This is a genomic window from Veillonella sp. CHU110 (assembly GCF_003992255.1).
GTDB lineage: Bacteria > Bacillota > Negativicutes > Veillonellales > Veillonellaceae > F0422.
This window is the reverse complement of record NZ_RQVA01000025.1, coordinates 1-11,694: the sequence shown is the minus strand read 5'-3', so window position 1 is coordinate 11,694 and position 11,694 is coordinate 1. Positions and strand designations below refer to the sequence as shown.

Genomic DNA, 11,694 nt, shown 5'->3' with positions numbered 1-11,694 from the left:
ATGTCTATTTTATTGCAAAAAAAGAATGTTGGCGACTACTCTTATATGAGTAGCCCCAACATTTATTATAGAGCCTTTTTCTATCTTGAATATGTATTTAAATCTATTATATATTGGGATATTAGTATAGGTTATTCTTTTCTAGCATATTTATATATACAATTATTGGTTATGAAAGCTGATGTAGTGGATTACATTTATGTTGTATTATACATAAAAACAACAGAGGCAAGTTGAACGAATCAACTTGCCTCTGTTGCTGTATAGTTAAGTATGTATGATAGTTGTTAGTGTTTATTTTTATTTGGAGGAGTCTATTCTAAGCGATTCCATTAGAATGCTGGAAGAATAGCACCTTTGTATTTGTCTTCGATGAATTTTTTGATTTCTGGGCTTTGTAAAGCTTTTACCAATTTTTGGATATCTTCACGTTTTTCATCGCCTTCACGAACAGATACGATGTTTACGTATGGAGAATCTTTAGATTCTAAGAACAATGCATCTTTTGTTGGGTTCAAGTTAGCACCTAATGCAAAGTTTGTATTGATTACAGAGATTGTGGAATCATCTAATGTACGAGGTAATTGAGCAGCCTCTAATTCAACGAATTTCAAGTTTTTAGGGTTGTCTTTGATATCTTGTACTGTAGCAGAGATGCTGTTAGGATCGTTCAATGTGATTAACCCAGCTTTGGAAAGTAATAGTAATGCACGACCACCATTTGTTGCATCAGATGGGATAGCTACTTGTGCGCCATCTTCGATATCTTTCAAGTCTTTTACTTTTTTAGAGTAAATGCCCATTGGCTCGATGTGTACAGCACCTGCTGTTGCAATGTGAGTACCTTTTTCTTTGTTGAAGTTTTCTTGGTAAGGAATGTGAGCGAAGAAGTTCGCATCAAGTTCTTTATCGTTCAAGGATACGTTTGGTTGTACATAATCGCTGAACTCAACGATTTCTAAGTTGATGTCCTCTTTAGCAAGAATTGGTTTTACTTGTTCTAAGATTTCAGCGTGAGGTACTGGGGAAGCACCAATTTTTAATGTTTTACCTGCGCTGGAACTAGCGGAATCAGTACCAGTGGAACCACAGCCACCTAATAACAAGGCAGCGCCTAATACAGCTGTTGCTGCTAAACTAAATAATTTCTTCATAAGTTATCTCCTTTTCTTTGTGTACTTACATAGTGAATTTCTACTTGCTTAGTATAGCAAGAGTTCCGTTATAAGTAAAATATGTTATATGTCTAAGTTGTTATAATTATAGACTATTAGTTGGGTGGGTTATAATATATCAAAGAAATTATATATGTAGTTGAAAGTTTGAATATAGTAATAGCATATACTAGGTGGGCCTAAAAGATATATAAAATGGGCTGTAACAAAATAGATTCTAACAAAATAGAGGAAAGTTGATCAAAAAAGTAGCAACTTTCCTCTATTTTTATATATATTTCTATATAGTAAGTAAATAAACTTGTGTGATAAAAAAGTAATAATTCTATTACATGATTGCATTCAGTAGCAACCCTATGGCCCATAAGAAATGATACAGTGTACAAGAAATAGAAGTAAATTTCATAGCCTCGTTTAATCGAACTGGATCCGCATAGGTGTTAAAGATATGGATGACTTTCATGGCCGGTAGTAAAGAAAGCAGAGCCAATAGAGATGTCCAAGGCATGATGCCAGAGATAGCCCATGCTACTATCCATAGAGAGCTAATGAGGAAGAGCCCACGTAACAGTTGGAGGCCTCTTTCACGGCCTAAGAGAATCACTAAGGTACGACGACCGTGGTTAGCATCGTTGGTAAAATCTCGTAAATTGTTGGTCATCATAATCGCACCGATTAAGATTGTGGACGGTACTGCAGGGATGAGATAGGTCCAGTGCAAGGTGTGAGTCCAAGCAAAGAGGGTAATACCCACGATGGCAAAACCCATGGCAAGGCCAGAGGCGAGTTCACCAAAAGGGGTACGAGAGATGGGTTTAGGACCACCGGAGTATAAGATACTGGTCAGAATGCAAAGCATACCCACAGGGATATACCACCAAGTTATAGCACTAGCGAGAGCTATACCTAAGATGAGTGGGAGTATAGTTGTGATATAGCCCCAACGTTTGATGACCATTGGAGAAATGCCGTCACGAACAATAGAACCACTGTTTCCAGCAGCTTGTGTGAGATCAAGACCAGATTTAAAATCGAAGTATTCGTTCCATATGTTAGCGGCAATTTGTGCACTGAGTACGCAGATGAGGATGCCTACAGTATATAGGAATGACAACCAAAGAGGTTGTGTGGCTTCAAATTGCGTAGCCCCCATGGCAGCATCTAAGACAACGGGACTGAAAGCAGCTGTCAGTGTGCGTGGGCGAATTAAAGCGAAAAATTGAGAAAGATTCATAGTCTATCCTTTCCTAAGGAAATATATATCACGAGTCATAGATGTGATATAGGTAGGTATGTGTATATAATATAGTTATCATACCATAAGTGGACATACAAACCAATATGGGGCTGTGATGATTCACCGTGAGTCATGGTATAATAGATACTATATGAATATGTAACATTCGTATCTACCCATAATAACAGGAGGTATTCATGATTACACAAGTATTATTAACAGACATGTATCAATTAACTATGATGCAAGGTTTATTTATACAACAAAAACATCGTATACGTTGTGTCTTTGATCGATTTTATCGGACGAATCCATTTCAAGGTGCATACACAGTAGTCGCAGGATTAGAGCAAGTGATTGAGTATGTGAAAGGATTACATTTTTCCGAGGAAGATATTGCATACTTGAGGACTACCGGTGTGTTTACAGAACCATTTTTAGAGTATTTAAGAACATTCCGATTTACAGGCACGATTTATGCAGCACCAGAAGGATCTGTGGTGTTCCCAGGAGAAGTCTTGCTTCGTGTAGAAGCGGCTAAGGATGAAGCTATTCTTATGGAAACTGCGTTGTCTATGTTTTTAAACCATGAATCCTTGATTGCTACGAAGGCACGTCGTATTCGTTCTGTCATCGGTCGTGATGGAGTCGCTGAATTTGGTATGCGAAGAGCCCAAGGTACCAGTGCTGCAGTACAAGGAGCTAGGGCTGCGTTTATCGGTGGTTTTGATAGCACTAGCGATGTGTACAGTGCGGCGTTGTACGGCATGCGTCCTGTAGGAACGATGGCTCATAGCTGGGTCATGAGTTTCCCTACAGAAGTCGATGCTTTCCGGGCCTATGCGGAGCAATATGCAGATAATTTGGTATTCTTAGTAGATACGTATAATACATTACACAAAGGTGTTCCTGCTGCGATTCAAGTGTTCCAAGAAATTCGTGATAGCCGTGGGGGTACGATGCCATCGCTCTATGGTATCCGATTAGATAGTGGCGATTTGGCATACTTGTCGATTGAAGCTAGAAAACTATTAGATGCTGAGGGATTCGAAGAGGCCATTATTTTTGCTACCAATGATTTAGATGAATATAAAATTGCTGACCTTAAACAACAGGGGGCAGCTATTAATTCTTGGGGCGTAGGAACTAAATTAATTACTGCTGATGAATCACCAGCCTTAGGTGGAGTCTATAAATTGGCTGGCCAATGGGAAGAAAATGTGTTCATTCCAGCTATGAAATTCTCAGATAATATTGAAAAGGTAACAAACCCAGGTAAGAAAAAAGTTCTACGCCTGATCAATGCACGAAATGGTAAGCTTATTGGTGATTTAATTTGCTTAGATCATGAAACCATAGATACAACGCAAGACTATGTGTTTAAAAATCCATTATATCCTTGGAAACAGACCTTGCTCAAGGCAAACACATTTATAGTACAAGACTTATTAGTGCCTATCTTTGTAGAGGGAGAACTAGTGTATGAGGTACCTACCTTATCACAAGTGAAAGCCTACGGAGAAGCACAAATTCAATTATTATGGCCTGAGTTCCTTCGTTTACGAAGAGCGCCAGAGGTGAAAGTTAATATCAGTGAAGAATTGCATCAATTGAAGTCAGAATTATTATTGGAGAAAGTAGGGGAACCTAGTTAGGAAGGAGTTATTATGAATTGGAAATGTGTGATGGCTAGTGTGGTATTAGTTGGTACGATGCTTTCAGGAAGTGCAGAATCGATTGTATTAGATGGTCAAGGAAGTGTAGAGTTACCTAGTCATATTTCGATAGCTAGCTATGATGATTTAATTGCAGGTGTTTATAAAACAGAAGATACCGTAAGTAAGGCGATCTCTAATGATTGGCATATGGATGAAAAAGAGGCTAAGTTGCTAGATGGAATTGTTAGAGATGTGGTTCAACGTGGTCAACGATATCAGTTGCATGGACGCGATGAGCGAGGCTTACATACGGCAGAACTTGTACACTTTCATATAACAGGTGCGGAAGCGGCTGAAGTGTGGCAGATAAAACATAAAGGAACTACGATTACGCCACAATCTATGGGAGAAGAATTATATAATAAAACGGTAAAAGAGGTACAAAATATAGGTCTTTATGATGTAAATGTTACGGATGGAAAAGGTATAGAAAAAAATGGGGCAGATTTAGTTCCCTTCATTACAAGTGCTAATCCAGAGTTCAGTAGTACTGAGATTGTGAAAGCCGTACTACCTCTTGTTAACGTAAGATTTTTAGATGGAGAGATAATGAAACCTGTACGTCTACAAGGAGATACAGGATTGTATACGCATGGTAGAGTCCAATTGGATGTAGATGGATTTGTATTACCAGCGTATATTAGTTTTGCAGGTCGATATGGGCAAGATGGGGTATCTATCACATGGATCACAACAGCTGATACATCGAGATCCTATTGGAATCCTGTTATCAAAAGTCTGTTAGGTGTGAAGGGAGAATAAGTAAATGAAATTTTGGAAGCAAATGGGACTAGCTGCCTTAGTGACTAGTCTTATGATGGGCTATGGACAAGTATCTGCGCAAGTACATGATACTACCTATAGTGCAATAGCTAGTACTAAGTCAATGCCAAAGGGGAAAGTAGGAGTTCCTTCAGGCACTATCTTAGATGCCGAGAAAAAACGTCCAACTGGTGACGAAATCGTGGCAGAGTTCGATGCACTACTAGAGCAGAATCCATTGATTGATTTGCGGCAGACAATAGGACCAGAGATTACTGTTAAACAATTGTCTTCTTCAAAGTTAGCTCAGGTAGGAAAAGGATATGTGTATGTTAACCTAGGTACAGTGGGTACTACCGTTAGTAAAGTGAAGGACTATGCACGAATGCAGAACATGAAAGAAGGACTTAAGCTAGGCCGTTATATGGATGTCTATGAATTGCAAGGTGCGGATCAGCATGGTGTAAATACAGCTTGGGTTCTTGTATTTCCACTGCCTAAAGAGTTGCTGATGAGTTCATTAGAATCATATGGAAAAGAGGGATTTTCACCTGCGAAAATGGATGCGTTTACAAATGACACGAATGCCTTTTTAAAGGAATATCATGTTAATATTCTAGAAGATAGAGATATTGATTATTCTCAGAATAAGATTCCAGCAAAAATACGATTACGGAATCTAGAGCCATTACATACGTTACCAAATAGTAAATATGGCACGATGACAACTGCGGGAACTATGACCTATGATATAAAAGGGGTTCAATACCCTGCCTTTTTGCGGATAGCATTAGTGGGAACGCCAGAGTATTTAACAACGATTGTAATGGGAACTAGTGAAGTGGAAGGAACATTCTTTAAGCCGTACTTCCTAGAGATGTTACAGCATATTAAGTAAGCCTACTTGTCCACGAAGGAGATATTCTCGATGGATAGCAAAGCCCGTTTAATAGAGAGTCCTCCCGTATAACCAGTGAGGGAGCTTCCTTTGCCTAAGATACGATGGCAAGGGATAATCAGAGAAATAGGATTGGCGCCTACGGCTGATCCGATGGCTTGAGCCCCTTTTGGCCGTGGTGAGTGAAAGACCAGTTGGCTGAGCTCCCCATAGGTGAGAGTGGCACCGTAGGGGATATGTTGTAAGTGAGACCAGACCTTTTGTTGAAATACTGTGCCTTGTGGTGCTAAGGGGATAGTCACCGTTGGAACTTGTCCAGCGAAGTATTGATCTAACCATTGTATGGTGTGTGTTAGAATGGGAGAGTAAGTACTTTCCACCTTGCATATAGGGTCAGAAAAGGTTATAGATTGTGTGGGAAACGTAAGTCCCACTAATGCTGATGCAGTGGCATACAAGGTGAGACATCCTAGAGGGCTTTCATAGGTGGTATAAAAAATAGACATAGGAGATTCCTTTCATAGAGGTAATGAATGTAGTACAATATATATAGAAACTATATGCACCTGAATAGTATAACATGCTATACTAGAGTGTATTATATATGTCTTGCAATGCAGAAAGGGGACAATCATGAAACAAGTATATACTGAACAAGCACCAGCGGCATTAGGACCATATTCTCAAGCCTATGTAGCGAATGGATTTGTGTTTATTTCTGGTCAAGGTGGTATTGATCCAGCAAAAGGCGCTTTAGTAGAAGGCGGCGTAGAAGCACAAACATTACAAGCTATGAAGAATATTGAGGCTATTTTAAAAGAAGCAGGTACTGATTTTTCTAAAGTTGTAAAAACAACATGTTTCTTAGCAGATATGGATGACTTTGCTAAATTTAATGCCATCTATGCAGAGTATTTTACATCTAAGCCAGCTCGTAGCTGCGTAGCGGTAAAAACTTTGCCAGCTAATTTCTTGGTAGAAGTAGAAGTAATTGCATTAGCAGAATAATATTACTGTATTATATCACAGAACATTAGGAATTTATGAAAGGCTGTTACATTACGATTCACTCTTAATGTGGCAGCCCTTTTATGTGCGATACTATGGTATAATACTAGTATTAGTATGGGATGTAGAGTAGGTGAAAGTAATGGACAATAAACCAAAATATTTAAGTACAATTAGAACATTAATTTATATTACCATCGGCGCTACTGTGTTTGGTACAGGGGTACAAGGTTTCATTGTGCCACATCAACTATTAAGTGGTGGTATTAGTGGGTTAAGCTTGATTATCTATTATATTACCCAAGGCGTATTAAGTTTAGGGGCCATCAACTTTTTACTAAATATTCCAGTGTTATATGCTGCCTGGAGATGGTTAGGACGTTGGCATTTAGGTGTGACTCTCTTTGGAACTCTCTTTATGTCTGTCATCATCAATGTATTGGCTCCATTGTCCACCTTGGAATTGACCCACAACCCAATTATTGGTGGTATCTTGGGTGGTTTGTTTTCTGGATTGGGCCTTGGTATTGTATATCGTGGTGGCGGTAATACAGGGGGAATTGACCCGATTGCATTGATCATTCGCAATCGATTCGGATTGCAAATTGGTAGCATCTTATTTGGTATTAATATGATGATTTTAGTAGCAGGGGCGATTGTGATCAACATCGAAGCGGCTGCAACCACATTGATTAGTACGTACTTATCTGCGATGGTAACGAATAAGGTCATCTCTGGATTTAACCAACGGAAAGCGATGTTTATTATCTCCTATAAACCAGTGACAATTTGTAATTTGATTATTGAAAAGCTTGGCCGTGGCGCCACTATTTTGAATGGTGAAGGTGCCTATACACACCAACCCAAACAGGTGATTATGGTCGTGGTTAGCTTATTACAAGTGGCTCGATTGAAAGCAGCCGTAGAGGCAGAAGATCCGACGGCATTTATGGTGATTACCGATGCAGCAGAAGTTATCGGTACAGGATTCTCTGCTAAATCTACAAAAGGTGCAGTAGAGCGAGTGTTACAAACCTGTGACCCTGTAAAGGAAGCAGAAGCAGAACAGTTAATTCATGAGGTACAATTAGCACGACAAGAAATACCTGATGATACGCATAAGGAGGGGCATTAATATGGTACATCCATTGGCAGGACAACCTGTAAAACGAGAAGATATTATTAACGTAGATACAATTGTGAAAGACTTTTTCCGTATTGTTCCTAGTTACTCACATATAGAAGAACGAGTGACCTTCGGTACTTCTGGGCATCGTGGTATTGCCTCCAAGGCAACCTTTAATGAATTGCATGTAGCGGCCATTGTGCAGGCCATATGTGATGTACGCCATGAATTTGGTGCCACAGGTCCTTGTTATATTGGGCAGGATACACATGCTTTGTCGCAACCTGCTTTACAAGTAGCCATTGAAGTATTAGTAGGTAACCGCATCACAACCAGGGTAGATGCGCATCGTGGATTTGTACCGACGCCAAGTGTGTCCCGGGCGATTTTGCACCATAATGCCCATGGCAATGCAGAAGATATGGCCGATGGTATCATCATTACACCATCCCATAATCCTCCAGAACATGGGGGCATTAAATATAATCCTCCTCATGGTGGACCGGCAGACACAGAAGTAACAAAACGGATCGAAGCATTGGCCAATGAATACTTACAAAAAGGATTATCTAGCATTCAACGGTTCTCCTTCCATGATTTGACGGGACTTCATGAAAGTGCACATTGTGGTTGTTGCCATCATGAAGAAGAAACAGTAGAAGTGGTGTCCTCTATTACGGTAGAAGAAGCGGGACAATATTTAGAACCTTATGACTTTACCATGGCTTATGTACAAGAGCTACCTCGTATTATCAATATAGAAGCGATTCAAAAGGCGAACCCTAAGGTGTTAATCAATGCTTTAGGTGGCAGTGGTGGTGCGTATTGGCATGCCATTGCAAAAACATATGGTTTGAACTTTACCATTATTAACAGTGACTATGATCCGACATTTAGTTTCATGTCCTATGATCATGATGGAGCGATTCGAATGGATTGTTCTTCGCCGTATGCGATGGCAGAAGTGGCAAAGAACTTAGGAGACCATGTACTTGCCGTAGGTAATGATCCAGATTACGATCGTCATGGGATTGTCACAGAAGAAGGTTTATTGGCACCTAATCAGTATTTAGTGGTAGCTGCTAAGTATTTGAATGAAACCCGTTCTTGGGAGGGTAAAGGCATTGGTAAAACAGCCGTTGTGACTGGATTGATGGATGCGTACTGTAAAGATACAAATCATCCGGTCTATGAAGTGCCTGTAGGGTTTAAATATTTTGCACCATTATTATTCGATGGCACGATTGGATTGGGCGCAGAAGAAAGTGCAGGGGCCTCTTTCTTGCAAATGGATGGAACCGTATGGACTACCGATAAAGACGGTATCATTTTAGCTCTATTAGCTATTGAAATGGTGGCTACTACAGGTAAAACACCAGCGCAGTTGTATCATGCTATGACGGCTCAATGGGGTACGCCTACGTTCCATCGCATTGATATGCCATGCACACCTGAGATTAAAAGTGCTTTAAAAGGTATGAAAGCATCGGATGTAACCCTTTCAGAGTTAGGTGGTAGTCCAATTGTTGATGTACGGACAACGTCTCTCTATGGGAATCAACCTATTGATGGGGTCAAAGTAGTGACAGAAACCGGTTGGTTTGTAGCACGTCCATCAGGAACAGAAAATCTGTATAAAATGTACGCTGAATCCTATGCTGGAGAAGAGGGATTGGCAGACATCATGAAAGATGGGAAAGCGCTGATTGAAAGTTTAGTAGAAACAAAGGCATAACTAGCAGTCTTTTTCTTGTATGTCATGGATAGAACTGATATAATTGACCATGTAGATGATAATTGGAAGTATTACATACGATTCTGTATGGTTATTATTGATGGATATAACAGTTAGGAAATGGAGGTGATGGAATGACAGTATATGTTTGGGCCTTTGTCATTGCATTGATTGTGACCTATATATGTACGCCGTTGGTGCGAACGTTAGCTGTAAAAATAGGTGCTATTGATGCGCCTGATGCTAGAAAGGTACACCAAGTATCGATTCCACGCCTAGGTGGATTGGCCATTTATATTGGTTATATGGTATCTTTACTATATAGTGTGAAAGATATTTCTTCTGTGAAAGGGTTGATCATAGGTTCTGTGATTCTAGTAGCAGTGGGTATTTGGGATGATGTGAAACAAATTGGACCAAAAACTAAGTTGCTGGGGCAGATTGTGGCAGCCTTGATGTTGCCTATCTTTGATAATGCAATCCACTTTATCAGCATTGGAGATCACATGCTGTACTTAGAATATCTTTCTATACCACTTACAGTATTTTGGATTGTGGGATTTACGAATATTGTCAATTTGATTGATGGTTTAGATGGATTGGCGGCAGGAATTTCTTTGATTGCCTGCATTGCCATCTGTATTGTGACCTTGCAAATGGGACAAGTCGATTTAGCTTGCATTACCCTTGCCTTAGCGGGTGCTGCTTGTGGGTTCTTGCGTTATAACTTTAACCCAGCTAAAATTTTTATGGGCGATACGGGAAGTATGCTATTGGGGTATACCATGGCGGCGATCTCCGTGATGGGTAGCGTAAAAACAGCGGCTACTGTCGGATTGGTAGTGCCTGTTATTGTGTTGGGCTTGCCAATTTTAGATACTTTATTTGCGATTGTACGTCGTCGAATTAATGGTAGACCAGTATTCCAGCCAGATAAAGGACATTTACACCATCGCTTATTGGCTATGGGGTTAACTCAAAAACAAGCTGTGTTATTGATGTATGCTATCACGGCTGTATTGGGATGTGTGTCCATCGTGGCAGCAAAAGCTAACTTTACAATTGGATTATTATTAGTGGTGCTCATACTATGTGCTTGCGTATGGACGGCCACACGAATTGGAATAATTGCGAAAGACAACGAGGTCGATCGCAAATAACGTTGTAAGAACGCCGTAGGTTATACAGTAGTTTCTGTGAAGCATATAGCGTTTTGCATATGGATTAAAATAAGACAGCGACATATTCCTTCTCAAACTGATGCCTTCGCTAGGTTTGTTCAGGAATATGTCGCTGTCTTTCGTGTTATATGATACTTGGTAAAAACAAACGCTATATGCTGTTCGACACATATTGTAGAGCCTATGGCGTTCTTACCTCGAATTCCTCTCTTAGAAGAAGGTTTGCTCCGGAATATGCCGTGCTCTTCTTGTAGTATGTGATGTAAGCAGTAAGAAACGCCATAGGTGACAACAGCAAGGCGTTTTACACCGAACGCCTCTCTTAGAGGAAGGTTTGTTCAGGACTATTTAGTAAAAAAATAAACGCTATATGCTATTCGATACATATTGTAGAGCCTAGTGTTCTTGCTTTGCATACTCATTATAGGAGTGAAACTTAATTTCAGTGACTTTCAATTGATGACAAAATGATGAAAAGATAAACTGAAGAGAGATGAAATAGACTTAACATGTTAAGTTTATTTCAAACTTTTTGACGCTTTAAGATAGATTTAGTGCTAAAAGAAAGCTAGTGTACTTTATTTATAATGTGTTGAGATTAGAATAGTTAGAAAAAATAATTTATTGATAGAGTGAATTTATAAGGATAATTAACACGTAGTAATTTATTAGCAGATAAATTTTTATTATAGCACTTTCCTATATATGAGGTATATTATGTTTTTTAGGAATAATTAGGATCTATTTTATGATAATATTCTCTTTCTTTCATAAAGAAGTTTTATAAACCAGAATATTATTGACAATTAGTATAGCCAAGAGTATAATTTCAATAAATATCGATTCTATTTTAT

11 protein-coding genes are annotated in these 11,694 nt (G+C 39.3%); 8 read left to right on the top strand and 3 right to left on the bottom strand.

The window, feature by feature from the left end:
• A partial coding sequence (locus tag EO122_RS08265) for a hypothetical protein (RefSeq protein WP_206168524.1) occupies positions 1–237 on the top strand: 237 nt, incomplete at its 5' end.
• A 95-nt stretch (positions 238–332) separates the two neighbouring features.
• On the opposite strand, the gene EO122_RS07970 is transcribed toward EO122_RS08265, so the two are convergent.
• Together EO122_RS07970 and menA are read right to left on the bottom strand one after the other, a co-directional pair.
• The gene (locus EO122_RS07970) at positions 333–1,154 is read right to left on the bottom strand and encodes a MetQ/NlpA family ABC transporter substrate-binding protein (protein WP_127010126.1); all 822 of its coding nucleotides are present in this window, start codon (positions 1,152–1,154) and stop codon (positions 333–335) included.
• A 349-nt stretch (positions 1,155–1,503) separates the two neighbouring features.
• Positions 1,504–2,409 carry a 1,4-dihydroxy-2-naphthoate octaprenyltransferase gene (menA, locus tag EO122_RS07965; protein WP_127010125.1) on the bottom strand — a complete coding sequence of 302 codons (906 nt, stop codon included), beginning with the start codon at positions 2,407–2,409 and terminating at the stop codon, positions 1,504–1,506.
• 200 nt (positions 2,410–2,609) lie between these two features.
• Here menA and EO122_RS07960 point away from each other — a divergent pair, with 200 nt between their 5' ends.
• Genes EO122_RS07960 through EO122_RS07950 form a run of 3 tightly spaced genes read left to right on the top strand, consistent with a single transcriptional unit; the run spans position 2,610 to position 5,790 of the window.
• On the top strand, positions 2,610–4,067 hold the full coding sequence (locus EO122_RS07960) for a nicotinate phosphoribosyltransferase (RefSeq protein ID WP_127010124.1): 1,458 nt from the start codon (positions 2,610–2,612) through the stop codon (positions 4,065–4,067).
• Positions 4,068–4,079: 12 nt separating this feature from the next.
• Positions 4,080–4,892 (top strand): hypothetical protein, encoded by an 813-nt coding sequence (locus EO122_RS07955; protein ID WP_127010123.1) that lies wholly within the window; start codon positions 4,080–4,082, stop codon positions 4,890–4,892.
• 4 nt (positions 4,893–4,896) lie between these two features.
• Positions 4,897–5,790 carry a hypothetical protein gene (locus EO122_RS07950; protein ID WP_127010122.1) on the top strand — a complete coding sequence of 298 codons (894 nt, stop codon included), beginning with the start codon at positions 4,897–4,899 and terminating at the stop codon, positions 5,788–5,790.
• 2 nt (positions 5,791–5,792) lie between these two features.
• On the opposite strand, the gene EO122_RS07945 is transcribed toward EO122_RS07950, so the two are convergent.
• Positions 5,793–6,296 (bottom strand): methylated-DNA--[protein]-cysteine S-methyltransferase, encoded by a 504-nt coding sequence (locus tag EO122_RS07945; protein WP_127010121.1) that lies wholly within the window; start codon positions 6,294–6,296, stop codon positions 5,793–5,795.
• A gap of 127 nt (positions 6,297–6,423) precedes the next feature.
• Here EO122_RS07945 and EO122_RS07940 point away from each other — a divergent pair, with 127 nt between their 5' ends.
• From EO122_RS07940 to EO122_RS07925, 4 genes are all read left to right on the top strand, one after another.
• Positions 6,424–6,798, top strand: coding sequence for a RidA family protein (locus EO122_RS07940; protein ID WP_126937182.1), 375 nt, complete (start codon positions 6,424–6,426; stop codon positions 6,796–6,798).
• Positions 6,799–6,940: 142 nt separating this feature from the next.
• A complete protein-coding gene (locus tag EO122_RS07935; protein WP_127010120.1) occupies positions 6,941–7,933 on the top strand; it encodes a YitT family protein in 993 nt (330 codons plus the stop codon).
• A gap of 1 nt (position 7,934) precedes the next feature.
• Positions 7,935–9,659: a phosphoglucomutase gene (locus tag EO122_RS07930; RefSeq protein ID WP_127010119.1), complete on the top strand. Its 1,725-nt coding sequence runs from the start codon at positions 7,935–7,937 to the stop codon at positions 9,657–9,659.
• 134 nt (positions 9,660–9,793) lie between these two features.
• Positions 9,794–10,819: a glycosyltransferase family 4 protein gene (locus tag EO122_RS07925; protein WP_127010118.1), complete on the top strand. Its 1,026-nt coding sequence runs from the start codon at positions 9,794–9,796 to the stop codon at positions 10,817–10,819.
• Positions 10,820–11,694 lie beyond the last annotated feature (875 nt).

Coding starts and splice junctions, on each gene's coding strand:
- EO122_RS07955 (WP_127010123.1), top strand. CDS start 4,080: ATGAATTGGAAATGTGTGATGGCTAGTGTGGTATTAGTTGGTACGATG.
- EO122_RS07940 (WP_126937182.1), top strand. CDS start 6,424: ATGAAACAAGTATATACTGAACAAGCACCAGCGGCATTAGGACCATAT.
- EO122_RS07935 (WP_127010120.1), top strand. CDS start 6,941: ATGGACAATAAACCAAAATATTTAAGTACAATTAGAACATTAATTTAT.
- EO122_RS07930 (WP_127010119.1), top strand. CDS start 7,935: ATGGTACATCCATTGGCAGGACAACCTGTAAAACGAGAAGATATTATT.
- menA (WP_127010125.1), bottom strand. CDS start 2,409: ATGAATCTTTCTCAATTTTTCGCTTTAATTCGCCCACGCACACTGACA.
- EO122_RS07960 (WP_127010124.1), top strand. CDS start 2,610: ATGATTACACAAGTATTATTAACAGACATGTATCAATTAACTATGATG.
- EO122_RS07945 (WP_127010121.1), bottom strand. CDS start 6,296: ATGTCTATTTTTTATACCACCTATGAAAGCCCTCTAGGATGTCTCACC.
- EO122_RS07925 (WP_127010118.1), top strand. CDS start 9,794: ATGACAGTATATGTTTGGGCCTTTGTCATTGCATTGATTGTGACCTAT.
- EO122_RS07950 (WP_127010122.1), top strand. CDS start 4,897: ATGAAATTTTGGAAGCAAATGGGACTAGCTGCCTTAGTGACTAGTCTT.
- EO122_RS07970 (WP_127010126.1), bottom strand. CDS start 1,154: ATGAAGAAATTATTTAGTTTAGCAGCAACAGCTGTATTAGGCGCTGCC.